The following is a 26,245-nucleotide window of genomic DNA, read 5'->3' as shown; positions in this document are numbered from 1 at the left end:
GCAGTTTGGTGGAGTCCTTCAGTGGCGTTTCAGCGCAAGAAATCGGCCGCCATCGGCGTCAAGGCGCCGTTGCCCGGCTTCATCGAACCGGCCTTGGCAACCTCGATCGAGAGGGTGCCGTCCGGCAGGCGATGGATTCACCAAATCAAGTTTGACGGCTACCGCGTCCAGGTCCACCTGGCCAACGAGGTGGCCAAGATCTTTACCCGGCGAGGCCACGACTGGACGCATCGCTTCAAGAAGGTCGCCCACGACGCCTGGCGCACCAGGGCGAGCTCGGCCGTCATCGACCTATCGTCGTCCCCGCTGCCGACGGCAGCACCGATTTCTCGGTGCAGAACGAGCTCAAGGGTAAGTCGACCAAGATCGTGCTGGTGGCGTTCGATCTCCTGTAGCCCACGAACTTGCAGGACGCTAGACGGAAGGACCGATCGGTCGATACGCGCGAGCTTCCGTAGATTACCCGCGTGATATCGGGTTGATACTCAAACGGGGTCTCGCCAAGACCGATGCTGGTGTGCTTTCGAAGTATCTGTGGATTTCGCAGCGATCGAAGAGTTCGAGAAGCTCGGCGCAAAGCACAGTTGTCGGCTGAACAACCCCGAAAATCGCGAGACCATCGAGGGCTTCCCAAACTTCCCGACGAGGCCAAGCAGGCCGGGCGCGTCATTAGGGCGGCTCAGACAAAGCACCCGAAGTAAGGGTCAGAAATCCCGCAGCACGAAGGTGCAATGCGGCCTCGCGGGGCAAGCCGTCGTTCAGTGCCCCGGCCGCCAAGCCACCATTGGTTAATTATTGATACCTATATCTTATTTCCACCTGAGGCCGAGATTTCCATCAAGCGGCGCGCGGAAACCTCGGACCAGCGCACCGTTGTCGGGGCAGCAGCATCGCGTCGGCATATCGGAAGCGAAGCTTGAATACTGTACTTTTTTACAGTATCATGCTCGGCGATGGGCATTGACGCGGAATTGACTCCGAGACAACGACAAATCTTTGATTTTGTTGAAGAATATATGGCCGCGGTTGGCGCACCACCGACTCTGGAGGAGATTTGTGGCCGGTTCAGCTTCAAGAGCCCGAATGCCGCGCGCGAACACCTGCGGCTCATTGAGCAGAAGGGCTATTTGAAGCGTGCACCGCGCCGGGCCCGCGGAATTCGCATTGATCGTGAAGATTCCGCTTTAGGCGATCTCGTGCGGGTGCCACTCTTGGGCAGGATCGTTGCCGGCAACCCAACTGACGCTCTCGAGAATGTTGAAGCCAGGATTCCGTTGCCGCGGGCGCTCTTACGGGGCGCCCGTCTTTTTGCGTTGCGCGTTGGGGGAAGTAGCATGGAGGGTGCGGGTATCTTCGACGGCGACATTGCGATTCTGAACACCCAGGCGGAGGTTGCGAACGGCGCAATTGCTGCCGTTCTGATCGGCGAAGAGACGACCCTCAAGCGTGTTTTCCAGAGCAGTGCCGGTATTCGACTTCGCGCTGAGAATCCGGAGTTTCCAGATCTCGTTTTCGACCAGTTCAACGCCGGCGCGCTCCGCGTCGCGGGTGTCTTGGTCGGTATTCTTCGGCTGGTGTGAACGTGGCTGAAGTATCACCCTCACCCTTCCTCAGCATGCTCGAACGTGAGATGAGCAAGATCGGCTGTCCGGAGCTGATCGCGCTCGACGGGACGCCAGACGCCGCCCATCTCAACTATCTGGATTTGATGTCGGGCCGGCGGGCCAACGATTTACGGCCGAGCGCGGTCGCCGAGTTTCAGGGGCGTCCGATCCTTTATCTGGTCGATGGCCTGACGGATCGCGTTCAACCGAGCGACAATCAAGTGCGTCAGCTCGGCCAGTTGCTCGCAAACCGAAGTGAGCATGCGGTGTTGGGCGTTGTGCGGCCCGGCGAGCTGACGCTTTATCCGATCAACCTCAGTCGCGCGGAACTAGATGGCGCAACGCCGAAGCTGGTCTCGCTGACCAACCCGGATCCCCTGCTCTTCCAAGGTTTGGCAACAGGCCTGGTCAGCATCGAGGGACAGCCGACCGCCCCGGACTATGTGTTCGATGAGATTCACGAGCTGCTGACGGAGGCAGACGCGGCTCTCGCCGGGCGCATGTCACCGCTTGAGGTGCTGTCCGTTGCAGGGCGAGCCCTGTTCTTTCGGTTTCTCCATGATCGCAGGATCGTTCTGCCGGCTGAGCTCCACGAGATCTCGCCAAAAGCCAAGGATTTGAAAGACGTCTTTTCCGACACCGAGCGCGCGGCAGCCACGTCGTGCTGGCTGGACGAAACTTTCAATGGCGATCTGTTGCCGCTTGTGGACGAAGTAGCACATGCCGATCCAGCAAAACGGCTTGCCGCGTACAGGAAGTTCTTCCGCGAAGCCGACAAAAAAACCGACGGTAAGATTTTTCTTCATCTGCAGGCCATCATGCGTGGCTGGAAGCACCTGGGTGATTCAACATTCCAGACGAGGATCGACTGGGACGACTTCGATTTTGCGCATATTCCAATCGGAGTACTGAGCCAGGTCTACGAAACATTCAGCCATCGCTGGGATGAAGCCCACGCCGAAGAAACGAGCGTCCATTATACGCCCAAGAATGTTGCCCAACTTCTCGTCGAGGAGGCACTCGCCGGCGCGAAGGACGCCTGTGATGCCGTCATTCTGGATCCGTCATGCGGGGCCGGCGTATTCTTGGTGCTAGCGTTCAGGCAATTGATCCGACTTCACTGGCAGAAGGAAGGACGAAGGCCCGACAAGAACACTATTCACCGGATTCTCTATCGGCAGATACGCGGATTTGACGTCAGTGAATCGGCGTTACGGCTGGCCGCGCTTGCGCTGTACGTCACGGCCATCGAGGTGAACGGCACAACCCGACCTCCGAAGATACTCAAGTTTCCGCGAGCGTTGCAGGGTGAGGTTCTGTTCAACTTTGATTCCCCTGCGAGCAATGAAGCTACGCGCGGATTTGGCCTCGGAAGTCTGTCGTCACATGTACCGAAGGAATTCGATGCATTTTTCGATGTTGTCCTTGGAAATCCGCCTTGGACGCGGCTGCGGTCGAAAGCAACGACCGCTGCCGAAAAGACTGCCGATCGCAAGCGCCATAGTAAGATCAACCGAGAATTCACCGCAATTAGTCGGCGCGCGCTCACAGCGAGGAATATCGAGGGCCTCTCGCCGGAAGTTTACGAAAATCCTGATAACAATCCGGACCTTCCCTTTGTTTGGCGCGCAACGGAATGGGCCAAGCACGGCGGCGTCATCGCCTTTGCACTCCCGGCTCGGATTATCCTCAAGCAAAGCGGTACGGGTCGGCTAGCAAGAGAGGCACTATTTCGTGGCCTGACGGTGACAGGTATCTTGAACGCGTCAGATTTGGAGGAAACGGCGGTTTGGCGGCATATGAAGTTGCCGTTCATGCTTCTGTTTGCTCGGAACGCGCCAGCGCCGCTTGGACATCAGTTTCAATTTGTTACGCCGCTGCGCGAGAATGCTCTTACTAAACGGGCAGAATTTCGCATTGACTACCAGTCTGCTCAGCCGGTGTCGCTTGATGCCGTCGTAAAGAGACCTTGGATGTTGAAGACTCTAGGGGTTGGCACGGTCTTGGACGTTGAAGTATGGGATAAGATTGCCGAGCGAAAACTTCCCAATCTCGGAGAGCTGTGGAAACGGTTGGGCCTGTTCTCGAACGAAGGCTACAACGTAAAAAGTCTTCCGCAGGTCGCGGCAAAGCACATTCTAGCCCTGCCCGACTTTGAGCCTCCAACGAATGGGTTTGACATCAATTTTGGTGAACTTGATCTCTGGCGGAATAAGCACAGGCGAACGACTGCGAATCGGCCGCGTGAGCCCGAGCTGTATAAGGCTCCCCTGGTCGTCATCCCGCAAGCTCCAGGTGAAACCAGAGATCGACCGAAGGCATACCTGTCGGCAAGCCGGCCCATTGCGTTCTCAAAAAGCTATTATGGATATTCAACGAACGGCTATCGCGATGCTGATTTGTTGGCTCGCCTGCTTTATCTCGTCGTTCATAGTGAGCTTTGGCAACACTTCTATCTGACGCATAGTTCGCGCCTCGGCGCGAGCTATCGCACGATTCTGAAGGAGGAGCTGGATCGATTTCCTTTCCTCGAGCCTTCCGCGCTCGGGACCTCGGAAAGGCAGCAAATTCGTACGCTCTCGTCGCAACTTATGGCAAACCAGGTGAAACCCTGGGAAAAGATCGATCAGCTTATATTCAGTCTCTACGGACTCAGCGCGCATGACATCGATGTCGTCCGCGACACCGTACAATTCGGCTTACCATACAAGTCTGCCCGCGACCCCGCCGCTCTTCCGCCTGACAAGAACGATTGCGATCGGTTTTGTCGGTATCTTCACGGCATGTTGCAGCCGTTTGTACAGCCAACCATTGGAGAGCTGCGCATCGAGCCCCTGAACGAACTCACGGATACATGGATGCCTTCGTGGCGGTTTATTACTCTTGCGCCGGCGCACGCGGCTTCTGATGTCTCATCAACTCTGGTTTCCAAGGTGATGCGGGAAGCCAATCGTACGGCCGCCAGTCGCGTAATCATGGTCTTGCCGCAGCAGGGCCTCCTGATTGGCCTGCTCAATCAGCGCCGTTTCTGGAGCAAAAGCCGAGCCCGACTTTGCGGACTGCACATTGTTCGGCAGCATCTAAGGGCATTTCGGCACAGATGAGCATTGCGGGATTCTTCGCCGAAGGTATCGACTATCGTCTACCGCATCCGGCGTTAGACGACTCTGTTCTGCTGATTGCCCATAACGCGATCTGTCATGCGTTCTCGTTGTTGCGGGGAGCGCCTCCGGCGGGTTTTGAGCTTTCGTCAGCCCAAGAGAATGCCATAACCCAACAATTAGAGTGGATACTCGAGAACCGTCTTCGAAGGAGCGGCAAGGTGGCTGGCTTCGACGAGCGCATCTTTCAGAAGGTACGGCGTGGTGCGGAAGTTACGAATTATGATGGCAAGCATCCGAGCAAGAAGCCGGATCTCGTCTTTGATCTCGTACGAGATGCGCCGCTCGCGCTGTCGAGCTTGGATGCATTGTTTGTAGAATGCAAACCAGTCGACAAGGATCATTCGTTCGAAACGCATTACGGGACCAAGGGTGCGTTTCGGTTCATCAACGGAGACTACAGCTGGGCGATGCAAGAAGCCATGATGGTCGCCTATGTCCGTGACGGGAACGTGCTTTCAGCAAGTCTTGCTCGGTCTTTTGCCAAAGAACCGCTCCATTCGCTGCTCGGAAAGCCGACCGCGATGATGCGAGTGGCGAATTGTGCGGGTACCTCTGTGGCCGAGCCGTTGCATTTCACGACCCACGAGCGAAATTTCGAGTGGCCGCAAGATCGGGGAAGCGCAAATGCGATCCGCATCTTCCACTCGTGGCACAAATGCTCGTAATGCAAGCGGCAATGCCTTGGTTTTTCCGATTTGAGGTTGGGTGCGTGATTCCCACCAACCTAAGATGATTTGTGCGAAACGCCGAGATGACGCGTCAGCTCGTGGACGGGCCTTTATCGCAAGCTTGCCGATGCATCGTCTGCTGACCGAAACCGATGGCCCGTTCACGAATGTGGATGGCCGACCCGCCGAGCCGAGGGACGTAGAGGTTGCTATCAACGCGATTGCCAAGATTCTCGATAAACCGGTAAGCGCGATCTCGAAGACGATCCGCGCCAACCTCAAGACTGTCCTGGATCAAACGCGTAACTAATAGCTATTCGGCACCCTAAAGTATGGGTTGCCACAAAGCGCAATTATTGTAATCGACAATCGAGGATTGCCACCCGATTCTCGATTCCGTATAGTTCAGCGCATCGTGAGCACCGCAGAGCCCATTCCCGCAAACTCCCCGGTTCCCGTTATCTTTGCGCGCGACGCGAATGCGGCAGCGCTTGCCCCGATCGCACGACCTGCCGTCGCGGTGATACCCCAATACAGTACCTGGAATGATTTCACCTACTATTTCACCGCACGTCTGCTGGTGCTGCTCCCGCAACAACAGCCCATCCCGTTCGATATGCATCTTATGGTCTCAGGGTTCGGTCGAACTGATGGCTTCTTCAACCAACTCCTTCTTCACCAGCCTTGGGTGCCAATCGAGCTTGCGAATGCGAGCTACGTTGGCATTCTCGATAACGTCGAGTCTTACGGCTCGCTGATTCAACTGCTTGGCTTCGCGCGCGCCATAACGTCACTGCGATTGCTAGGTGACGCGGTCGTTCTTCGGACAGAGGGCATGGATACCACACGTCTGCCGCTTTTCGACACAGACCAATTTCACCTGGGCGCACTAAGGGCCAGCTCCAACTATGTCGCGTTCCGTCATGGCCGTCGCTATTTGCGGCCCGAACTGCAAGCTCCCGTCGCTGATGCGGCGACAAGCTTCCATATGGCGACGAACCTGCTTGCGGCCGACAATCCTTATGACATCGATTTCGACTTCCGACCGGACGAACTTAATCGTGATCGTGTCGCGGTCCTAATTGGACGAAACGGAACCGGCAAGACCCAGCTATTGCTAAGCCTCATCCGTTCGCAACGATCTCCCCAAGTCGGTGAGCCGGTAGTCTCGACTGTTTTCGAAACCGCCCCGACGTTCAGCCGGTTGATGGTCTTTTCATCTGTGGCGTCGGACTCCTACCCACGATCGATTCCGCCTTGGGATGGCGTCGACTATCAGTATTTTTCGATGATCGCCAATACGGACACTGAAGCCGATGCATCGACCGGCGCATTGATCGATTGCCTGCGCGATCATAGGCAGTTTGAGCCTTTCACTCAAGGTATGCCATTTAGCGGACCGAGCCGGCTGAACATGCTGGAAAGGTCACTAGCCCCCCTGTCCTTTTCAAAAACGATCCACCTGCCTCTCAGGGATCAATCGGAGCCTCACGATCTGTTCGATGTGAGAACCTGGCAGGGTAGAGCCTATTTTCCCCTGTTCAGATCGCTGAACGAGCAGCGCCAGTTGCAGTTGGTTCGCATGGTCGACTGGTCCAGGTCGCCGGTGACATTCGGCCTAGGCGAAGCGCCCCGCACACTCAGCAGCGGAGAGCAAGCGATGCTGAGGTTTGCGGCCCAGGCCGTCGGGTCGATCGAACAAGGCAGTATGCTGCTGTTTGACGAACCGGAAACGCACCTACACCCGAATTATGTTTCGGACTTCATGTCGATCCTGCACACGCTGCTGGCTGCGACGAGATCCGTGGCAATTATCGTGACACATTCTGCTTATGTTGTAAGGGAAGTCCCTCGGCAGCGAGTGCGAATATTATCGCTTAATGAGAGAGTGATTTCGATCAATCAACCTAGGCTCCAAACGTTCGGAGCTAGCATTGACAGCATCTCCCAATTTGTATTCGGCGATAGCGACATGTCCCACGGCTACCAGGACTTGCTGGTAGATTGGGTCAATCGTCTCGGTTCCGAAGTGACGATCGAGCGCATCGTTCAAGATCACGGCGAGAGGTTGAATCCAGAAACGCTCTCCTATGTGGCGCACCTCCTTCGCATGCGACAGCAATGATTGCGCTAACCGCTCCATCGTCTGCGGAGGACGATGCTTACCTCAACAAGATCTGTGCGGAGCCCGCCTGGAGTAGTTACCTTGGCCTGTGGGCGTCGTGTTATCACGCCTATCGAGTGCATGGCGGCAATCCCTGGTCGATCGTTGGCTCAAAATTCCCAGCGGCGCTGGGCACGGTTCAGCAGAAGCTTTACGAGACTCGAAAGAGTGTGACTCGTTTCAAGAACCTGCGTAGCCAACAAGTCGCGAGCTGTCCGATGTGTGGCTCTTCGGTGACGGGCACCCTTGACCACTTTCTGCCAAAGGAAACGTTTCCAGAGTTTTCGGTCATGGCGGCGAACCTGGTTCCGGCCTGCACGAGCTGCAACTCATCGGTCAAGGGCAGTACCTATAAAGGTGAAAGCCCGGAGGAGTGGCTCATCCATCCTTATTTCGACACGCTGGCCAACTCCGACCTCTGGGAGATACGGATCATCCAACCGTATCCGGCGGCGCGATTTGAAGCTATTCCCAGCTCTCACCATCCGCCGTCCGTGCAAAAGCGTATCGCTTTTCATTTGAAGTATGTGCTCGGTGAGCAGTTTCAACGCGCCTGTACGAACGCTTGGGCGACGCTACCACAATATATGCGCACCATGGGACCCACGGCTGGTCCCATTTCGGTCGCAGATATCCATGCAGAGCTCATCAAGCTCGTGAGCTATCATTATATCACCACAGGACGAAACGCCTGGTTAGCTGCGTTCCACCGCGGACTCCTGGAGGACTTGCCGGCGCAGGCATTCGTTGCGGCAAAAGCGACGACACTTACCAGGTTGGCTCTCTGAACCGTTCAGGGGACCCATACCTGTGTTCGCGGGGGCATAACGGGACGCTCGGCTGCTTGCCGGTTGGTGCCGCTTTTACCGGATGAGCTCCATCACCCGGACATGCCACTGGAAGCGCGATCTGAACTCTCGAGAGAACCGGACGCACCGAAACCGACCAAGCAGAAAAGCGGCGAATGACGGCTATAAACGCCGCTGATCGCCATGGTTGCATGGCTATCATCCCTCCGCCAATTAGGGCCTGAAGGGAACATCGTGGTTGAGAATTTTCGCAATGCTGTCGCGGCACTCTCTTTCACCACGGTCGCCGGCAGCAACTTTTTGTGGGGTTTTATGGATGACTATCTAGCCTGCGTCCTCGCACTGGTCGCTTCATTCATTGCCGCACGCTCCATCGAGCGCGCCTTTGTCAGCAGCGCCCATCGCCAGATGGCACGCATCTATGGCGCGGACTGGGGTTCTGCGGACAACGACCAGCCCAGACCGCTGATAAAACTCCTCGCGTGCACGCTCGTCGTCATCTTCATTGTCGGCGTCCTCTCATTCGATCAGAGAGACCTGCCCCGATGATCAAGCCCGCCTATCCTTTCCAGATCGCCCGCATGGAGCGCCTGCGGGAGCTGCTCGCGGTCAATTCCTCGAGCTCTGCGATCACCCCCGAGGTCGCCTCAGCCGCGACGCCGACTGAAAACCAAGGAGGCGCGACCATGCCAACCCTGGCCCAGCAAGCGATCGAGCAAGGCATCGTTGAGGAGGCCGAGGCGCGGGCGAGGCGCGGCGGCTCGCGGATATTGGCCGAGCACGCGCTCGACCTCAAGGCGCGGCGTGCCGGCGAGAGCAACCTTCAATTGGAAAATATCGAGGGACCGACCATGCAGACAATCAGGCTTCCGGACGGCGGCGAGACCGTTCGCCGCCGTCCGCGCGAAACCCCCTAGGATCCGCGCCAATGGCACCGAGAGATCCCTGGCGCCACAAGTTGAGGCGGTGCATTCATTGCGGACAGATCGGGCCGCGTGTTGTCGTCCTCGGCGGCTACGCACACCGCCGCTGCATCCCAAAGCCGATCCAAGCGACCCGACGACGGACGGAGCGATTCTCAGAGAAAGCCCAGCCGCGCCACAGGGCTTGAGTCCGAATGTCCCAATCTCGGTCGTTGTATGGACGGAAATCCGCGTATGACCCGCCGGGACGCCCATAAGGTATTCTGGAAAGAGTCGCGCTAAGATGCTCACCAAAATGAATTGCCCGCGCGTTCCTATCGATCGGGCCGTGAACCGTCGATCAAGGGTGGTTCGATTCCATCCGATGCAGCTCAACCACGAAGAGTTCGTCCCCTGAGTCACGTTCACTTTGGGTGGGAACCAGGGATCACATCCGAACTTGGGAGGGCCCAAGAATCCGATCCCTTCAACGCGTCATCATAGCGCAGAGGTTGATTACGATCGCCAGGGAAAGAGGATCGTGACTGCGCTCTCGCCAGGGTGAGGTGAAGCCTCTGCCCGTCCTCCAGAAGAGCGCTTTGGTGATGGAAATCGCGGCCTGGTCACCTGGAGCGGGAGCGTTCGGATATAATCGATAAGTTCAAGAAGGTCCTCAAATCGTCAGCTAAAGTCGTGTTTGGATCTTAAGTCAGAGGCGACGCTGACTTTGTCCTATACGGCACCGCAAATGGCATGGAAGACTACGAGCAGTTCACGCGGCGCTTCTCCGCGCGGTCGGTCCGAAGGCATCTTCGTGACGTCGCGCCAGATCTGTTTTGGGCGGCCTGCCGGATAGGAATCGAGGACTTGATCTCCAAGCGCCGGAAGTGCGCCTACAAGGGCAGCCGGTGCGAACACTGAATTAAGCTGAAGAGCCGAGTGCACCCGGCATTCAGCCGCGTGATAGGTCAGTTCTGAGGCGCCGCCGGCGCAGCGCCGCCACTTCACCCCGATCATAATTGCTCGCGGCCAGTCGACCGGGCTTAGAATGCTCAGCATCTCATGCCGAAGGATGAGCTGCTGGCGCAAATTGCTCAATCGACATATCCTGCGGGACTATCCTCCGCCTACCAGATCTGCGCAGTGCGAAGCGCTCGCTATAATTCGCAGGCGTCAACCTCCTCGTCCGAGAACTTCTCGGACTCCAGCTCCAGCCTGTTCTTCGCCCCTTCCAGCTCCCCGATTATGAGGACGTAGTCTTCGAACGTGCTCGACGGGCCGATGTGCTTCTCGATCAACTGCCGCAGCTCGCACGCGAACTGATACTTGCTGACGGTCATTCGCTCGACCATGCTGCAATCCCCATCGCGCTTAAGCCCATCAGAGACGCAACAATAAGCACTAGACTAAGGTAAAGCAGAAGTTGAAAGATCAAGTCACCGTCACGGTCCAACATCATATCTCCCAGCGGCGTTGCCCCATGTTCTGGCTGGGGCACGCTGACTTTGCCAGATCTTGCGCCTTTGCTCCCCAGACATTGTACGCAACTAGTCTCGGTCACATGAGAGCGTTGTCTCGGCTTCACATTTGCGTCGTTTCAGCTTCATATTGGAGCACTTCGGACAATCCATCAATGCAACACGTCCCGTTATCGCGCTCAAATCCTGTTGGATCTCCGGCTTCTTCGGTGGATTTCAACGCCTCTGCTATTGGCGACCTGCGGTCAGCACTGGTCCTGCTTCGTGATCGTGCTGGGAGCGTCCGCGGCGGCGGCAAGATCGAAAATCTGATGCGGACTGACATCAGGAACTGCAAGCCATCAAGCCGGCTTGCGCCACCGACATGGTCCATCACGCCCAAGCTTCATTGGTCAACTTCCCAGGAAGTCACGGACTTCATTAACGCAAGGGTGCTTTGTACGGGAGGCCGTCTTTCAGCCTTCTTTCTGAGATGATCAGAATCGCTACCGAGGAGGAGCGCGAGTCCGAACTCGAAAAGCGCGCCTTCAAGCCAGCGCATCGGCAGCATCGCTGATGCCAGCGTAGATTTCGTCGAGATCTACCGCGGTGACGCAATAGGGCGGCATCACGTAGATGGTATTGCCGAGCGGGCGCAGCAGCAGATTTCGGTCGTTAAAGAAAGCCTGAAGCTTCGGACCGATGTCCGCCAAATAGCCGCCATCGCTCGTTTTCAAATCAAGCGCTGTGATGGTCCCGGAACGACGAACGTTTTCAAAGCGCGCGTCGGCGCGGAATGGCTCAATTGCCCGCTCTTGCATGGCGGCGAGCGAAGTGGCGCGCTCGCGGGAGTCCTGATACCACCAAAGATCCAGGTTCGCTTTTGCAGCGGCACAGGCTACGGGATTCGCCGTATATGAACTCGAATGATAGAACGTACGCATACGATCTTTCGAATAATGCGCGTCGAAAATGTCCGCACGGCAGAGCGTAACCGCGAGTGGGAGCGCCCCTCCCGTGAGACCTTTCGAATAGCAAGCGATATCGGGCGTGACATTGCCCTGCTCGCAAGCAAATAGCGATCCGGTGCGGCCCCAGCCCGTCATGACCTCGTCGGCAATGAACAGGACGTCCGACGCCTCGCAGATCCGCTTCATCGCTGTTAGCACCCAGGCTGGGTACATCAGCATCCCGCCCGCCCCCAATATCAGAGGCTCCACAAGAAAGGCGGCTGGCATCTCGTTTCGGCATGCCGACTCGAGCGCAACGAGTGTCGCCTGCTCACGACCTCTCGCAGGGAACGGGATCGAGGTAACATCGAACAGCAGCGGACCGTACGCCGCGTTAAACACGCCTCTGGCACCAACGGACATCGCCCCAACCGTATCGCCGTGGTAGGAGTGTTGCATTACGACAATGCGTCTTCGCTGCTGACCGATATTATGCCAATACCCGAGTGCCATCTTCAAGGCGACTTCGACACTGGTAGAGCCGCTGTCGGAGAAGAAGACATAGTCGAGACCACGGGGTGCGACTTTCAACAGTTGCGCAGCAAGCTCTTCAGCCGGATCGTGGGTATAGCCGGCAAAGATGATCTGATTGAGCTTACCGGCTTGTTCCTGAATGGCGCTTACAATGTGGGGATGGCAATGACCATGCGTTACGACCCACCAAGATGAGATTGCATCGATAATACGGCGTCCATCTGCGGTGTGGAGATAAGCACCATCAGCACGCACAACCTTTGTCATTTCGCCTTGAAGCGCGTGTTGCGTGAACGGATGCCAGATCGGCGACTTTGTCTTCGGCATCACGGATTGAAATCATCAGCACGGAATGAGGCTTGGAATGCGGCCTGCAGCGTGTCTGCCGTGAGGGGAGAAAGCCATGGCAATCGCCCTAGCCAGCGCACCCGCCCCATCTCGCGAATTGCAACCTGAGTCTCAGCATTTCTTTCGCCAATGAAGGCCATCCCAAGAATGCGGATTTCGCGTTTTCGGAGAGCCTCTATCGACAGCAGCGAGTGATTGATGGTGCCCAGCGCTGTGCTTGCGCAAAGCACCACTGGAAGCCGCCATCGCTCGAAGACATCAATGTAGAGTGTGTCGCCGCTCAGCGGCACCATCAGCCCGCCCGCGCCCTCGATCACCAAAGGCCGCTCCCCGGTATCGGGCACATCGAGCAAATCCGCGTCGATGCGAACTCCGTCAAGTTCGGCAGAATGATGGGGAGAAGCGGGGGTCCGAAGGCGGTAGCGTTCCGGCAGGATGCGATCGGCCGAGAGGCCGCCAAGACAAGAGACGACCTCGGTATCGGTTTCTCCCTCGAGACCAGCCTGAATCGGCTTCCAATAGTCCGCTCCGAGGAGATTGGCGAGCCCCGCGGAAAACACCGTCTTTCCAATTCCGGTACCTGTGCCCGTCACGACGATTTTGACACTCATTGAAGCTCGCCTTTCGTCTCCTCGATCAAGGCATCGAGCATTGCACGCACGTCGTCCTCCTCCACGTTAAGCGTCAGTGAAACTCGCAACCGGGCCGTGCCCGTCGGGACGGTTGGCGGCCGGATTCCGCGGATATCGAACCCGCGAGCCTGCAATGCAGAGGCGAGCCGCATCGTGCGCGCATTGTCGCCTACGATGCATGGTACGATCTGCGAATCCGAAGGACTTTTCCAGCCGCGCTCTCTCATCTCCCGATGCGAGAACGCGACCAGCTTGGTGAGACGCTGCTGTCGATCGGGTTCTTGCTGCAGGATCAGAATCGCCTCCCTCACGGCGACAGCCATCAGCGGCGATGGTGCGGTCGCGAAGATGAATGGACGGCAACGATTGACCATAAAGTCTCGCAGCACGCCGGACGCAGTGACGAGCGCGCCGGCCGCGCCCAGCGCCTTGCCGCAGGTATGAACGACCAGCAGATTTTCGCGTCCCTCATAGGGCGCGGTGAGTCCTCGTCCCTGCTCGCCGTAAACGCCTGTTGCGTGGGCCTCATCCACCATCAGGAACGCATCATGCCGGTCGGCGAGCGCGACCATATCTTTGAGAGGCGCAAAGTCGCCGTCCATGCTGTAGAGACTTTCGACCACGATCCAGATCCGGCCCATTCCGCCACCGGCCCGCCAGTCACGAATCGCGCTTTCGACCGACTCCGGATCGTTATGCGCGCTTGTCCGAAAGTCGGCCCGGCCAGCTCGCGCGCCTTCATGAATACTCGCGTGCACCAGAGCATCAAGAACGAGCAAATCGCCCCGCTGCGGCAGCGTTGTCAGGACAGCGAAATTTGCGACATAACCGCCGCCAAAGAAAAGCGCTGTCTCCGCCCCAAAGAAACTTGCAGCGTCTGCTTCGAGACGTTCGTGCTCATCGCAATTGCCGCGCAAAAGCCGCGAGCCGCCGGCACCGATCGGTGTACCGGCCTCGAGCGCGTCCAAGACAGCCGTTTTCATGCGCGGTGCGCTCGCCAGCGCGAGATAGTCGTTCGACGCGAAATCGATCCCCGCACGCGGCTTGAGGCCGCGCAGCCGGTCGTCTTCTTTCAGGGCGTGCAAGGCTACGACATAATCGGCAACTTTGGTCGCATGGATTGGATTCATTCTTCACTCGGACAGTAGCGATCGATCTTACAAAGGGTCTGATGGCGGCGAAGAACAAGGCTTCAGTTTCGGGCCCTTGGCTTCTGGCAAGATGCGATTTTCTCGGTCGACCAGCACAACGTGCGGCTTGAAATTGTTTGCTTCGGCTTCGTCAAAGGAGGCATATGCAACGATAATAACTTTGTCTCCTGGCATCGCGAGTCGCGCAGCCGCACCATTCAGACCTATGATGCCTGATCCTGTAGGCGCTTCGATCACATAGGTGGCAAACCGCGCTCCAGTGTCGATGTTGTAGATTTCAACGCGTTCGTTGATCAAGAATCCCGCAGCATTCAGCAGCGCACGGTCAATCGAAATCGAACCTTCATAGTGCAGGTCGGCTTCGGTGACTGAGGCGCGATGGATTTTGCCTTTCATCAACGTAATCTGCATTTCTCGCCCAAGCTGGAGTTCCGCGCGGCGCGCGCTGCTCTGATTGATTCAGGCCAGGCTGGACGCGATGCCGAGCCGGTCCAGCAAGTTTGCGTCGCGATCGCGCTGCGGGTTCTTGGTGGTCAAGAGCGTGTCGCCGATGAAGATTGAATTCGCGCCGGCAAAAAAGCACAGCGCCTGCAGTTCATCGGTCATATACTGCCGTCCAGCGGACAACCGGACGACGCTCTTCGGCATCATGATCCGAGCGGTCGCCACCAGGCGGACCAGCGCAAAGGGTTCGGGACGCTCCGCGGTGTCGTTGACGGGCACGCCCTCGACCTCGTTCCACATGTTGATCGGAACGCTCTCCGGATGGCTGGGGAGATTGGCGAGCAGCACGAGCATGCCAAGGCGGTCCTCGACGCGCTCGCCCATGCCGATAATGCCGCCGCTGCACACCTTGATGCCGGCCTCTCGAACATGTGCGAGTGTGTCGATGCGATCCTGCAAAGTACGGGTGCCGATGATCTTGCCGTAGAACTCCGGCGAGGTGTCGACGTTGTGATTGTAGAAGTCGAGTCCAGCCTCAAAGAGCTGTATGGCCTGGTTCGGGGTCAGCATGCCGAGCGTGACGCAGGTTTCCATTCCAAGACCTTTGACCGCGCTAACCATATAGCAGACCTGATCGAGATCGCGGTCTTTTGGACTGCGCCAGGCCGCGGCCATGCAGAAGCGGCTCGCGCCGGCATCTTTGGCGCGCTGTGCGCTGGCGACCACATCGGCGCAATCCATCAGGCGGGTCGCTTTCAGACCGGTCTGGTAATGCGCGCTCTGTGAGCAGTAGCCGCAATCTTCCGGACAGCCGCCGGTCTTGATGCTGAGCAGGCTTGCGGTTTCGACGTGGTTTGGATCGAAGTTGTCGCGGTGAACGCTCTGCGCCTGAAACATCAGGTCGGCAAACGGCAGGCTGTAGAGCGCTTGGGCCTCGGCGCGCTCCCAGTTACTGCGGAGCTGTGCGCCGTTTCCACTGTCGTTCCGTTCTACTCTCCCAGAGGCAATCATTAAGACTTGCGTTCCCATCAATGATTGATCATAGATAATACGGGCGATTATCTATGATCTTTGACCTTCGCTTGATGCTAATCCACACCGCTTGCGAACGCACCCGTTTTTTCGATAGATAATCTATGATGACCGACACCGAGAGTACGACCGTTGCCTGGCGCATTGCCGAGTCAATCGGAGAGCGCATCATCAGCGGCGCCATCCAGCCAGATGCCCCGCTGCGGCAGGATCATGTCGCGCGGGAGTTCAACTCGAGCCACGTCCCGGTACGCGAGGCTTTTCGGCAATTGGAGGCGCAACATCTTGTCGTCGCTGTGCCCCGTCGCGGCGTTCGGGTTGCCCCGCTTGATACCACTTCAGTGAAAGAGATCGCCGAGATGCGTGCCGCGCTCGAAGTGGTCGCATTGCGCAATGCGGCGCCAAAGTTCACATCCAACCATTTGGCACGAATTGAGCTTGCCCTGATTGAAGGAGACAATGCCCAGACGATTCAGGATTTTGAGATGGCCAACCGCGCCTTTCACCAGGCGCTGGTGGCGCCGTGCGCGATGCCGCGCCTGCTCGCCAGTCTCGACGGACTACAGCTTGCAAATTCGCGATTGGTGTTCGCGATGGCGCGCAATGCTGGGGGGCGACCGCGATCCAATCAGGATCACCGCTTGATTCTGCAGGCACTGCGAGCGCGCAACGTCGATCAAGCCTGCAACCTGCTCTCACGCCACATTCAAACGATTGAGCGCCTTGCCCTTCCCGCGTCCTGACTAGAATGAGATTGGCGGGCTCCGCTTCAGACCGCAGGCCATCGCAAGAGTGTCAAACCCTGTCTGTTTGCCGCGCGAGGCGGCATGAGGCGCTAGCGTTGCAGCGGGCTCGATTCCAAGATAGCTATGCGACCTGCTCGCGATTTTAACCTATGGCCATCCATGATCCGTCACATTGTCTTGTTTACGGCCAAAGATAAGGCCCACATCGACCAAATGATCGAAGGCCTATCGCTTCTCACCAGGATCTCGCATGCCCGGCGGCTCGAGATTGCTCTCAATCGCAAGGCCGACCAGTTCGGCAACGATATCGACGTCGTAGTCTACGGTGAGTTCGACAACGAGACGGAACTCGCAGCCTACAAAGCGCATGAGCTCTACCAGGAATCGATCAGGCGAGCACGACCGCTGCGCGAGCTGCGCCTCGCGGCCGACTATGACGTATCAACAGATGCGCGTTTCGTCTCAGCGGCAGGCGGAGTCCAACTTAGCCCGCGCGTCGTATCCCCCGACGGGGCTTAGTCTGACAGTCAATCTCGAGAGCTTGCGGCGCTCCGACCAGCGTCGCTCGCGTTGTGGTCGGGATCATAATCGAAGCGTGTCTAACAGCACGCCAGTCAGCGGTGACTCATAGGCGATGCACGTCCGTGAACTACAGTGGATTGAGCCTATCAAAGCGGTGCAATGTCTCGCGCATCGACCGCACCTCTCGTTTCTCGATAGCGCAGCAATGCATGAGTTGCTCGGGCGTTACTCATATGTGACCTGCGATCCATTCAGCACCTACATAGTCGCGGGTGGACGGGCGAGTTGCGACGGCGAAGATATCGATGGCGATCCATGGGAAGTTCTTCGCACTCTTCTCGCCAACTATCCGCAAGAGCATCGTCCCGATCTCCCGCCATTTCAGGCAGGCGCGGCTGGCTTCTTCGCTTACGATTTGAACAGGACGCTGGAGCGATTGCCGGCGCCGGCAATTCCCGGTCAGCGTTTACCCCATTCCATTCTGCATCTTTACGACGTGGTCGTCAGCTACGACCACCGGAACAACAGATGCTGGATCGTCTCGACCGGATGGCCGGAGCAGGATCCCGCACGTCGCGGCGAGCGCGCACGTCGTCGAGCCGATGAGTTCGCAGCCCTGCTTGCCAACCCAAAGTCGCCGCGGATCGTGCTCCCCGGCACAGCGGGTGCATGGAATTCAAACTTCAGCCGAGAAGCATACATTACGGCGGTACAGCGCGTCATCGACTTGATTCTGGCCGGAGACCTCTTCCAAGCCAACATTGCGCAGCGCTTCACGGCCAGGCTGTCGACTATATTCGATCCGCTCACCTTCTATCGTCAACTGCGGTCATTGAACCCGGCACCCTTTGGGGCCCTCCTACGGTACGGAAAGCTGACCATCGCATCGAGCTCGCCTGAGCGATTCCTGAAGCTCGACGGAACAAAGGTCGAAACACGACCGATCAAAGGCACGATCGCGCGTTCGGCTGATTCCAACGAAGACCAGCGCCGGGCTAACGTGCTCGTTGCGTCCGAAAAGGATCGTGCCGAGAACATTATGATCGTCGACCTCCTGCGCAACGATCTATCACGTGTTTGCACTCCACATTCAGTCCACGTTCCAGCCCTGTGCGATCTCGAGTCCTATGCCTCAGTGCATCACCTCGTCTCAATCGTTAAAGGTACACTCGCGGGAGACGAAGATGCGGTTACGCTACTGCGAGCTTGCTTTCCTGGTGGCTCCATTACGGGGGCGCCAAAGGTGCGAGCGATGCAGATAATTACTGAAATCGAGCGTGTGGCGCGCGAGGTCTATTGCGGGGCGATCGGTTTCATCGGCTTCAACGGGCAGATGGATACGAATATCGCGATCCGCACTGTAACGATCGACGACGATATGGCTGTATTTCATGCAGGTAGCGGTATAACGGCGATGTCGGACCCGGCGGCAGAATACGAGGAGACGCTTGCCAAGGCGCAGCGAATCTTTGACGCATTTGGTGCTGAAACATCCGGTGCGCTTTGATTGTCATCATCGACAACTACGACTCCTTCGTCTTCAACATTGCCCGCTATTTCCAGGAGCTTGGTGAAGCAACGGAAGTATTCCGGAACGACGTGGTCAGCGTCAGCGACCTCATTGACCTCAAGCCGCGCGCACTGGTCATCTCCCCCGGTCCGTGCACTCCAATTGAGGCTGGAGTATCTACGGCCCTCGTCCGTGAACTTTCGGGTCGCGTTCCAATTCTCGGCATCTGCCTGGGACACCAGTGTATTGGGAGCGTATTCGGCGGACGGGTGGCGCGTGCACGTTGCCCTATGCACGGTCGGTCCTCGTATGTAACGCATGACGGCCGAGGGCTATTCCGGGAGCTACCGTCGCCACTTTGCGTTGGCCGCTACCATTCTCTTGTTGTTGAGCTCGATGAGTCATGCGCACCGAATCTTACGGTGAGAGCGCGTTCCGACGAGGGCGAGATCATGGCCCTCGCACATCGCTATCACCCAACTTTTGGTGTGCAGTTCCACCCGGAATCGATCCTTACCCAAGACGGGCACGTGGTGCTTAAAAACTTCTTGCGACTCGCAGAGACTTATCGCTCGCAGCATAAGACGACAACGTGAGGTCGTGGGTTGGAAGTGGGGCTGCTATCTCGCGAAGCCAGCTATTATCCGGCGGCGGCGGCCAGGGCGAGGGCGCTCCGCAGCCCGGAAGGTTGGTGCCGCGCTGCGGAGAACAGCGCGCTGCTACGTTCGTTTCCACCGACCGGCGGGGGGCGCTCAGCGACTCATGGGCTGGGCTTCGTCCCAGATATCGACGAGAGTCTGCAGAGCGGCCGCGGCGCAATACAGATTGCACTTTTCTTCGGCGGTCAGGGTCTCCTTCTCATGGGCCGTGAGCGCCTCCCGAATGTAGACGAGGTACAAATCGCCGATCAGGGAAGCACTCGTGGTGAAGCGGAACTGGAGCTCTTCGGCCGCGGCGTTCTTGTCGAATGTGGAAGGATCGAACTCCGAAATGTTCGCGCGTGCTCGCTCCTCCTGCTCCCGGAGCTGCCGCATCAAGGGCATGATGCGACGCGGGTACGAGTGAAGGGGCACTTCGTCGTGAAGGGTATAGGCCGTCACGAATGCATCCCATTCGAGCTTTGGTGAGAGCCGGATTCCCTCGCGGCGAAGACGCTCGATCTTGTCCTGAAAGTTCGTGATATCTCGACCCCGAAGCTCGTGGAGCCGACTGTAGGGGATCCCGCTTGCCTGCCCGAAATAGCCTTCCGTGTCGGCGTACATCGTTCTACCTCCGTGTTCTGCCCGGCGCAGTGTGGCTGGGGCTCGCGGACGCCAATCGGGGTTTTCGCGCGAAAATCCCAACGTGAGTGTTCCGGTGGGATCGACGGGCGGGAACCGACATGTGGGGGCTTCAGAGCCGGCTCACCATGGCGTTCGAGAAATGGAGCTACGTTGTCGCGCCCCTGTTGTCCAACTTGTTGATATATTATTATTATCATGACAGCCTTGATGATAAGAATAGTTATCGAACTTGAAATTAGAGGCACGGACGTGATATATCATTCTTATCGAAGCGATCCTTTGATTAGGATTATATGTCATGTCGTATCCGAGCGAAGAGCTTGTCCGGACTGTCCAGGCGAAACGCACGCAAGAGCGCATAAGCCAGCGTGCGTTGGCGGTCCGATCGGGTCTGACCCAGGCGCACATCTCCCAGATAGAGACCGGCCGGGTCGAACCGGGCCTGTCCAGCTTCATCCAGATGGTCCGGGCACTCGACCTCGAGGTCGTACTCGTGCCCAAGAAGCTGCTTCCCGCGGTGGAGGGCATCCTGCGCTCAAACTTCAACGAATTCTCCCTTGAGGAAGGACCCTCAAACCTCTTCGTGAAGGCCGAACGCATCGTTTCCGGACAAAGGAAGCGCCACGGTAGCTCCGCTGCGCTCGACCGCATCGGGGAATACTTGCGCTTTCTGAAGCAGGTCCATCTTTCGAAAACTGACCTGAACCTTATCAAAGACATCGTCGATACACTGCGAGGCTATCGCGCCGAACCTATCCCCAAGCCAGTGCTGGAAAATTCCGCAGGCGTATTGCAAGGTCTACGCAACCGGATCGCGCATCCCGTAGAGGCCCCCCGCCCGGCCTACGCTCTCGAAGAGGACGACGATGCCTGACGTATCGGTCCTGGACGTACGCCTGCACGACAACCCCGTAGCGACCCTCACGCTCGTGCAGGGCGACCGGTCGCTGCTCGCCTTCAACCAGAACTACATCGACGACGCCGCACGCCCAACATTGAGCCTGTCCTTCAAGGACACGTTCGGAAATCTGCTCACCTCGTTCAAACCGTATCAGCAGGTCGTTCCGCCCTTCTTCTCCAATCTTCTGCCGGAGGGCGCGCTGCGTCGCTACCTCGCGGAACGCGCGGGCGTGAAGGAAAAGCGCGAATTCTTTCTTCTCTGGATGCTGGGCCGGGACCTCCCGGGCGCCCTGTCAGTCCATCCGGCCGAAGGAGAAGTGTTGCCTTCCCAAGTCGAGGAGGATCTCACACCGGACGAGCGGCAGAACCTGCTGCGCTTCTCGCTCGCGGGCGTGCAGCTGAAGTTCTCGGCGCTCAAGAACGATCCCAAAAACGCCGGTCTGACCATTCCCGTCCAGGGCGTCGGCGGTTCGTGGATAGTCAAGCTTCCGTCCCATCAGTACCCGGGCGTGCCCGAAAACGAATTCTCCATGATGACCCTGGCGAAGGAGATGGGCATGGAAGTGCCCGAGCTCCAACTGATCGACGTCGAGTCGATCAAGGGGCTTCCGGAAGGAATCGGCGAGCTGAAGGGACGTGCGCTCGCCGTCAAGCGGTTCGACCGCTCCGCCGACGGACCGGTCCACATGGAGGACTTCGCGCAGGTATTCGGCGTGTTTCCGGACGAGAAGTACGACAAGGCCAACTACCGTAGCATCGCGCGCGTGCTCGGCATCGAGACCGGCGAAGCCGGCGTCGCCGAGTTTGTCCGACGCCTCGTGTTCAGCACGCTGATCGGCAACGCCGACATGCATCTGAAGAATTGGTCGTTGATCTACCCCGACCGCCGCACGCCCGTCCTGTCGCCCGCCTACGATTTGCTATCTACGATACCCTACATCGCGGACGACAAGATGGCGCTGAACTACTCGCGCACGAAGAAGATGACTGAATTCTCCAAGGACGAGCTCACGCATCTGGCGGCGAAGGCGAAGATCTCGGAAAGGCTGGCCGTCGACACGGCCGCGGAAATCGTCCAGCGCTTCAAGAAGATATGGTCCGAACGCAAGGGCGATCTCCCGCTGGAAAAGAAAGTCGTCGAAGTCGTCGACGCACACGCCGCTTCGATCCCGATCTACAGCGAGCTCTGAGCCGTGGCTTACTTAGCCGGATCGAAGGGCGGCAGCGCTGACATACAACCCCACGCTGGTCATCTGTCTCTCCCGTTCAATCGGATGGGCCCAAGCCACGCCTTCAGGATCGTTTTCGGCAAGCCATGCGCTTGCGGCCTCCTAGGTGGCAAAGACCTTTATCCAATCCACATCGCCCGCGCGCTTATGACCATGCTCGTAAATCCAGACAGACTCTTGTCGTTTGAGCGCCGCCTCGTTGACCTTCTCACGGTCAAACCGATCCTCAGGGCGGAAGGTCCATGACAGCGTGGTACGATTCAGCCGGGGTCGTGCGCCGATCACCCGGAGGCTTTCCCGCCCATTCTCTCCATTGGTCGAACGCATCAGTCATCCCAAAATTTTCCTCAATTCCTTGAAGAACGGATGCCGCACTTTTCCTTCGGCGCTCTTGGTCCTGTACTCGATCTCCGCCAGCAATTGCGGTTCACCCCAAATGCCTCGATGCGCGATGCGCTTCGTGTAGGGTTGTGTCTTGCGCATCAGCGGGTTGAGTTTCTTCTGAAGCTCCTCCGCGTCGGCTGGCGAAAAGCCGTGATCAACTTTGCAGGTCCTCGCCCTTGCGGCGACTAAGGTAAGAGGCCATCCCATTCTTGTGGTTAATCAGATAGCCCTCCCGCTTGAGCAAAGCATGCAGCCGCCGATAACCGAAGCGGCGATGCTCCTGGGCGATCGCCCGCATGCGCTGGCCAAGGCTGGTATCGTCAGCCCGGGTGGTCTGGTATCTCACGGTCATGCGGCAACAGCCGATGGCTTTACACGCCTGCCGTTGGTTCATCCCGAATGCCTCTCGCAGATGCACGACAGGTTCCGCTCCCCCCGCAGGCGTTGCGCGCCGTTTACGGAGTCGAGATCAATCCACTAGCTGTCGCTACAATCCACCGGTTGCCCCAACGCACGATCGAATCGATTCGCCCGATGCCGGGAACTGTATCGCCGCGCATTGCCATCCGAACCCCATCGGGCCCTCCGAGAACCGCCGTTCCGCCGCGAACGTCAAGAACGGTCCAACCCTCAATGGTTGCTGGTCTTGTCTCCGGGGCAGGCATGAGAGGTCCGCTGGGCGCTATCGAGCCGGTCGCCGTCATATCTGCTTCGATGGCCTGAGAAACGGTGCTCGATACGTCGACGGATTGATGAGCCCTGTCGGACCATGTGGCTGTAGGTTCGGCGGAAATGCTCGCTCCATCTGCGGAGAATTGACTTACGCCTGGCGGTGTTCGCAAAGCCAAAGTCGATACCGTCTTTCGCGGGCCTCCGGTCCTGCGGCCTGACTTCGTTTCAGCGATTCGACGCGAAGGCGTTTCTGTCTGAGTGGTTGAATTGAGCGACGCGAATGTTATAGGACCGTACCGACCAAAACCGGCAGCCCATCCCAACGCAAAACCAGCGATCACCGCGCCTGCGACCAGCCAATTGGTGCGCTTTCGATCGCCGTCTGCTTTCAATAATGCAAGAACCTCTTCTCGGCTGGCACTCGAGAAATCCCGCGCGCTCAGCGTCACACGCGCCATTGGGTCTTCGCTGGCTTCAGCGACCCTCGCCTCGATCTCTTCCAAGGTATTCGCCTGGCGCAATCGCATGATCGCATCCCTTGTCGCTCCCCAATGATCATGCTGCAAACTGAATCAATCATTAACGGCGAATGACCCGCCAGATCAATATTGATTAGAACCATTGCGCAGCGGGCGACTAGAGGTGGGGTCATGAATCGCACGGCGGCGATAAGTTCAGCTTTCTTAACAGGGGATCCAGCCCGTCCGAACGGCACCGCTTAGCCTCAGCCTGCTGTAGAGGCTGATCAGCCGCGCCCTTTATTGGTCGTTTCGCGGTGTCGGCTCTTCTGTTTGCGGCCCTGGCGTTCAGGTCATGGGATCGTGCCAATGACGAGGCGTAAAGTCGCGACGCGGTGGAAGAGCGACTTGCTTTGGTGCGGATGGCGGTAAATCAGCTTGCTCTTCTTCGCCAGGCTGGACGTACGCAACATCCGCGCGCTCACCGGCAGCTGGCATATCCAGTTTGATTGTGAATGGCAGGCGATCAGCCTTGTTACCGGCTACTATTGGCACGACCACATCGGCCGCGGGCGGCGGCCCGGATTTCTTCGTGGCTGCAGCAATAGCGCCCAGTCCAACTAGGCAAGCCACTCCAAGCACGACGATTCTAATCACGTGGCGGCTCCCGGTGCAGAGCGGCCGACGGTCATGATCAGTTGGTCCAAAATGAGGCTGCTCGCTTGGTGTGGTTAACCCACGCAGCGTTAAGCTGAAACATGGGCTCGTGGGTTGGAGCAGTAGCTGAGTAAGCTTCGAGCGAGAAAATGCAACGGGCCGAGTTCTTCGATGTTTCGTCCGAGCGTTGGCAAGCCAAGGTCAGCGGAGCTGTCACTCTTGGTGGGATCATAAATCTGCTAAGGCCTCCAATCGTTAGAATGCGGCAGCGGCAGGCTAACTTTCAGTTGACTTGCTTCACCGCTGGCACACGATGCTCGCTCACCAAATGGAGGAGATCATGCTCAGTCGCTTGCTCGCTTCGGCTTTCGTCCTGGCAGGTGTGAACACAGCCATTGCCGATGATATGAAAATGCCGATTAACTCTGGTGAGCTTAAATGGGAGGCAGCACCACCCACCTTGCCGAAGGGGGCCGACATCGCGGTACTCTCGGGCGACCCGTCCAAAGAAGGGCTGTTCGTTCTCCGCCTAAGAATGCCAAGCGGTTATAAAATTCCCGCCCATAATCATCCAACAGATGAAGGCGCTACCGTCATATCGGGCAACTTTCACATCGGAATGGGCGACAAACTCGATGAGAAGAAAGCGATCGAGCTAACAGCGGGCGGGTACGCCGAAGCGCCTGCCAAAATGAACCACTATGGTTGGACAAGTAGTCCTTCCGTTGTTCAAATTCATGGCCAAGGGCCACTCGGGATAACTTACGTCAATCCCGCAGACGATCCGAGTAAGAAGTAGCGAAGCAAACGAATCGTCTCTGTGTCGCAAGGCAAAAGAAAAGCCCGGACGGTGGTCCGGGCACATTTGTTAGTCGTTGTCGTGATGAATGACGGTTTTCTCTCGGCTGCCGTCCTCATTCTCTTTCTTAATGACCGTCGTCCTGTCACTTTCCGTGTGCTCAGGCTCCCTGACGACCGTTGTGCGGTCCCGATCAACGGGGCGGTGCTCGTGAGACTCTCCGACTGTGACGCCTCCGCCGACCGGACCGGCCTGAACGCCGACACCGACTTCATCCGCGATTGCGGGTGTCGCGATTGCACTCACGATCGCCGCAGCAAACAAGTACTTGCGCATCCTATTCTCCTTCACTTCGTGAGTTGGAGAATGTCTGCGTGCGACAGTTTGTTCCAGAACAAGGGGTGTCAAGCTGCTCATTGTTCACGCAAGTTCCCGTTGCGGGTGAGGCCTTGGATTGGGCGGAACGATTGAGGTTTATCAAACCGCGGGTCTCTTCCGAGCATTGGTTGCGCCGTCTCTCGGAGTGGCTGAGTGGCATCGGATCTGAAGTTCTGGATGGGCGGGGCAGCATCGCGATGATGGCCGCCGACGCCCACTTTAGCAACGCATGGACGGATGCCAAACGGAAGCAGGCTCACGGGGCACGCGTTTCGTCGCTAAGCGGATCGCTCAAAGGGCCTCCGGGTCGGGCCGAAGCTGCTGGCCGAGGTCGAGTACCGCGCGAAGTCGGCGGAGAAAAGTCCGGCCACCCGATCTTCAAGGCTTGCGGAAAGATTTGTGACGGGGGCCTATGATCGCGGCAGGAAGCAAGCCCGACGTTAGCGCTCGTTGCGCATGTAGGACTACGCTCGCAGATCTCCCGGTGGGCGGGATCATCATATAGATCGAGGCCTGCGGATGCCCTTGCTTGGCAAACGTATCGAAGCCGGCGCGCTGCTCCCGAATGGCCAGCATGGAGAAGAACACAAACGCCGCCCCAGCGACGGCGATCAACATCCACCAGCTGCGCTTCATGTGCGCCTCCGTCGGAGCTCGCAACACCGATACCGCACTGGCGATCAGCTTGCGATGCTCGTTACGCTCAGGCCTTTCGTAGGATCAGGTTCCCCCCAGAACCGGTTGCGACACCGCAAACGCAGGCCCCTCGGCTGCCCGTGGGCGGCGGTCCTGCGGTTCATGTTTCAATTTTACCTTTTGAAACAAGCGACCAGCGCGGCCGTTTACGG

General features: G+C 57.9%; 28 protein-coding genes and 4 pseudogenes. 18 read left to right on the top strand and 14 right to left on the bottom strand.

The features are described from left to right. Positions 1–21: 21 nt before the first annotated feature. From IVB27_RS24905 to IVB27_RS24860, 10 genes and pseudogenes are all read left to right on the top strand, one after another. A pseudogene (locus IVB27_RS24905) lies at positions 22–392 on the top strand (ATP-dependent DNA ligase); the annotation flags it as partial. Positions 393–953: 561 nt separating this feature from the next. Beyond that, positions 954–1,580 carry a transcriptional repressor LexA gene (gene lexA, locus IVB27_RS24900; RefSeq protein WP_247445800.1) on the top strand — a complete coding sequence of 209 codons (627 nt, stop codon included), beginning with the start codon at positions 954–956 and terminating at the stop codon, positions 1,578–1,580. Between the two features lie 50 nt (positions 1,581–1,630). Continuing rightward, positions 1,631–4,708 carry an N-6 DNA methylase gene (locus IVB27_RS24895; protein ID WP_247445799.1) on the top strand — a complete coding sequence of 1,026 codons (3,078 nt, stop codon included), beginning with the start codon at positions 1,631–1,633 and terminating at the stop codon, positions 4,706–4,708. Then, positions 4,705–5,433 (top strand): hypothetical protein, encoded by a 729-nt coding sequence (locus tag IVB27_RS24890; RefSeq protein ID WP_247445798.1) that lies wholly within the window; start codon positions 4,705–4,707, stop codon positions 5,431–5,433. The genes IVB27_RS24895 and IVB27_RS24890 overlap by 4 nt, the downstream gene beginning before the upstream one ends. Before the next feature lie 64 nt (positions 5,434–5,497). After that, positions 5,498–5,746 carry a TatD family hydrolase gene (locus IVB27_RS24885; RefSeq protein ID WP_256468466.1) on the top strand — a complete coding sequence of 83 codons (249 nt, stop codon included), beginning with the start codon at positions 5,498–5,500 and terminating at the stop codon, positions 5,744–5,746. Between the two features lie 105 nt (positions 5,747–5,851). Further along, positions 5,852–7,561, top strand: coding sequence for an AAA family ATPase (locus IVB27_RS43340; RefSeq protein WP_247445795.1), 1,710 nt, complete (start codon positions 5,852–5,854; stop codon positions 7,559–7,561). Then, positions 7,558–8,388 carry an HNH endonuclease gene (locus IVB27_RS24875; RefSeq protein WP_247445794.1) on the top strand — a complete coding sequence of 277 codons (831 nt, stop codon included), beginning with the start codon at positions 7,558–7,560 and terminating at the stop codon, positions 8,386–8,388. Before IVB27_RS43340 ends, IVB27_RS24875 begins: the two co-directional genes overlap by 4 nt. 255 nt (positions 8,389–8,643) lie before the next feature. Then, a complete protein-coding gene (locus IVB27_RS24870) occupies positions 8,644–8,958 on the top strand; it encodes a hypothetical protein (RefSeq protein WP_247445793.1) in 315 nt (104 codons plus the stop codon). Continuing rightward, positions 8,955–9,326, top strand: coding sequence for a hypothetical protein (locus IVB27_RS24865; protein WP_247445792.1), 372 nt, complete (start codon positions 8,955–8,957; stop codon positions 9,324–9,326). The genes IVB27_RS24870 and IVB27_RS24865 overlap by 4 nt, the downstream gene beginning before the upstream one ends. A 612-nt stretch (positions 9,327–9,938) precedes the next feature. Beyond that, positions 9,939–10,097, top strand: a pseudogene (locus tag IVB27_RS24860) (Lrp/AsnC ligand binding domain-containing protein); the annotation flags it as partial. Here the strand turns inward: IVB27_RS24860 and IVB27_RS24855 are convergent. The 7 genes from IVB27_RS24855 to bioB all read right to left on the bottom strand — a co-directional run bounded on the left by IVB27_RS24855 (position 10,044) and on the right by bioB (position 15,838). Then, on the bottom strand, positions 10,044–10,409 hold the full coding sequence (locus IVB27_RS24855) for a hypothetical protein (RefSeq protein ID WP_247445791.1): 366 nt from the start codon (positions 10,407–10,409) through the stop codon (positions 10,044–10,046). The pseudogene IVB27_RS24860 and the gene IVB27_RS24855 overlap by 54 nt on opposite strands. A gap of 59 nt (positions 10,410–10,468) precedes the next feature. After that, complete coding sequence (locus IVB27_RS24850) at positions 10,469–10,663, bottom strand: hypothetical protein (protein ID WP_247383929.1); 195 nt, start codon at positions 10,661–10,663, stop codon at positions 10,469–10,471. A 653-nt stretch (positions 10,664–11,316) separates the two neighbouring features. Continuing rightward, positions 11,317–12,579: an adenosylmethionine--8-amino-7-oxononanoate transaminase gene (gene bioA / locus IVB27_RS24845; protein WP_247445790.1), complete on the bottom strand. Its 1,263-nt coding sequence runs from the start codon at positions 12,577–12,579 to the stop codon at positions 11,317–11,319. Next, positions 12,579–13,211 (bottom strand): dethiobiotin synthase, encoded by a 633-nt coding sequence (gene bioD, locus IVB27_RS24840; RefSeq protein WP_247445788.1) that lies wholly within the window; start codon positions 13,209–13,211, stop codon positions 12,579–12,581. Before bioD ends, bioA begins: the two co-directional genes overlap by 1 nt. Continuing rightward, positions 13,208–14,362 (bottom strand): 8-amino-7-oxononanoate synthase, encoded by a 1,155-nt coding sequence (locus IVB27_RS24835; protein ID WP_247445787.1) that lies wholly within the window; start codon positions 14,360–14,362, stop codon positions 13,208–13,210. Before IVB27_RS24835 ends, bioD begins: the two co-directional genes overlap by 4 nt. A gap of 27 nt (positions 14,363–14,389) precedes the next feature. Then, positions 14,390–14,794 (bottom strand): aspartate 1-decarboxylase, encoded by a 405-nt coding sequence (panD, locus tag IVB27_RS24830; protein ID WP_247445786.1) that lies wholly within the window; start codon positions 14,792–14,794, stop codon positions 14,390–14,392. A 48-nt stretch (positions 14,795–14,842) separates the two neighbouring features. Continuing rightward, positions 14,843–15,838 carry a biotin synthase BioB gene (bioB, locus tag IVB27_RS24825; protein ID WP_247445835.1) on the bottom strand — a complete coding sequence of 332 codons (996 nt, stop codon included), beginning with the start codon at positions 15,836–15,838 and terminating at the stop codon, positions 14,843–14,845. Between the two features lie 125 nt (positions 15,839–15,963). Between bioB and IVB27_RS24820 the strand changes: the two genes are divergently transcribed. From IVB27_RS24820 to IVB27_RS24805, 4 genes are all read left to right on the top strand, one after another. Beyond that, on the top strand, positions 15,964–16,602 hold the full coding sequence (locus IVB27_RS24820) for a GntR family transcriptional regulator (RefSeq protein ID WP_247445785.1): 639 nt from the start codon (positions 15,964–15,966) through the stop codon (positions 16,600–16,602). A gap of 216 nt (positions 16,603–16,818) precedes the next feature. Next, positions 16,819–17,124 (top strand): Dabb family protein, encoded by a 306-nt coding sequence (locus IVB27_RS24815; protein WP_524536502.1) that lies wholly within the window; start codon positions 16,819–16,821, stop codon positions 17,122–17,124. 115 nt (positions 17,125–17,239) lie between these two features. Next, positions 17,240–18,634: an aminodeoxychorismate synthase component I gene (gene pabB / locus IVB27_RS24810; RefSeq protein WP_247445783.1), complete on the top strand. Its 1,395-nt coding sequence runs from the start codon at positions 17,240–17,242 to the stop codon at positions 18,632–18,634. Further along, on the top strand, positions 18,631–19,233 hold the full coding sequence (locus IVB27_RS24805) for an anthranilate synthase component II (RefSeq protein ID WP_018457434.1): 603 nt from the start codon (positions 18,631–18,633) through the stop codon (positions 19,231–19,233). The genes pabB and IVB27_RS24805 overlap by 4 nt, the downstream gene beginning before the upstream one ends. Before the next feature lie 156 nt (positions 19,234–19,389). Here the strand turns inward: IVB27_RS24805 and IVB27_RS24800 are convergent, their stop codons facing one another. Continuing rightward, on the bottom strand, positions 19,390–19,899 hold the full coding sequence (locus tag IVB27_RS24800) for a hypothetical protein (protein ID WP_247445782.1): 510 nt from the start codon (positions 19,897–19,899) through the stop codon (positions 19,390–19,392). Between the two features lie 319 nt (positions 19,900–20,218). Here IVB27_RS24800 and IVB27_RS24795 point away from each other — a divergent pair, with 319 nt between their 5' ends. Then, complete coding sequence (locus tag IVB27_RS24795) at positions 20,219–20,794, top strand: helix-turn-helix domain-containing protein (RefSeq protein ID WP_247445781.1); 576 nt, start codon at positions 20,219–20,221, stop codon at positions 20,792–20,794. Beyond that, a complete protein-coding gene (locus tag IVB27_RS24790) occupies positions 20,787–22,010 on the top strand; it encodes a type II toxin-antitoxin system HipA family toxin (RefSeq protein WP_247445780.1) in 1,224 nt (407 codons plus the stop codon). The genes IVB27_RS24795 and IVB27_RS24790 overlap by 8 nt, the downstream gene beginning before the upstream one ends. Before the next feature lie 141 nt (positions 22,011–22,151). On the opposite strand, the gene IVB27_RS24785 is transcribed toward IVB27_RS24790, so the two are convergent. The 4 genes and pseudogenes from IVB27_RS24785 to IVB27_RS24770 all read right to left on the bottom strand — a co-directional run bounded on the left by IVB27_RS24785 (position 22,152) and on the right by IVB27_RS24770 (position 23,632). Next, complete coding sequence (locus tag IVB27_RS24785) at positions 22,152–22,376, bottom strand: hypothetical protein (RefSeq protein WP_247445779.1); 225 nt, start codon at positions 22,374–22,376, stop codon at positions 22,152–22,154. A 3-nt stretch (positions 22,377–22,379) separates the two neighbouring features. Then, positions 22,380–22,642: pseudogene (locus tag IVB27_RS24780) on the bottom strand (ATP dependent DNA ligase); the annotation flags it as partial. Next, a pseudogene (locus IVB27_RS24775) lies at positions 22,642–22,896 on the bottom strand (IS3 family transposase); the annotation flags it as partial. The pseudogenes IVB27_RS24780 and IVB27_RS24775, both read right to left, overlap by 1 nt. Further along, positions 22,889–23,632, bottom strand: a complete 744-nt coding sequence (locus IVB27_RS24770) for a hypothetical protein (protein ID WP_247445778.1) — start codon at positions 23,630–23,632, stop codon at positions 22,889–22,891. The gene IVB27_RS24770 and the pseudogene IVB27_RS24775, both read right to left, overlap by 8 nt. 369 nt (positions 23,633–24,001) lie before the next feature. On the opposite strand from IVB27_RS24770, the gene IVB27_RS24765 reads away from it, so the two are divergent. Both IVB27_RS24765 and IVB27_RS24760 read left to right on the top strand, forming a co-directional pair. Beyond that, entirely contained in the window at positions 24,002–24,187 is a 186-nt protein-coding gene (locus IVB27_RS24765) for a hypothetical protein (RefSeq protein WP_247367787.1), read from the top strand. Between the two features lie 373 nt (positions 24,188–24,560). Beyond that, a complete protein-coding gene (locus tag IVB27_RS24760; protein ID WP_051113032.1) occupies positions 24,561–25,019 on the top strand; it encodes a cupin domain-containing protein in 459 nt (152 codons plus the stop codon). Between the two features lie 69 nt (positions 25,020–25,088). Here IVB27_RS24760 and IVB27_RS24755 read toward each other — a convergent pair whose 3' ends face one another. Together IVB27_RS24755 and IVB27_RS24750 are read right to left on the bottom strand one after the other, a co-directional pair. Beyond that, complete coding sequence (locus IVB27_RS24755) at positions 25,089–25,355, bottom strand: hypothetical protein (protein ID WP_018457443.1); 267 nt, start codon at positions 25,353–25,355, stop codon at positions 25,089–25,091. A 420-nt stretch (positions 25,356–25,775) separates the two neighbouring features. Beyond that, positions 25,776–26,033, bottom strand: coding sequence for a hypothetical protein (locus IVB27_RS24750; protein WP_247403341.1), 258 nt, complete (start codon positions 26,031–26,033; stop codon positions 25,776–25,778). Positions 26,034–26,245: the final 212 nt, after the last annotated feature.

Origin of the sequence: Bradyrhizobium sp. 197 (genome assembly GCF_023073375.1) — a bacterium.
In the GTDB taxonomy this organism is placed as follows: domain Bacteria; phylum Pseudomonadota; class Alphaproteobacteria; order Rhizobiales; family Xanthobacteraceae; genus Bradyrhizobium.
Note: the sequence above shows the minus strand (reverse complement) of the source record. Positions and strands in the feature narration are given on the sequence as shown.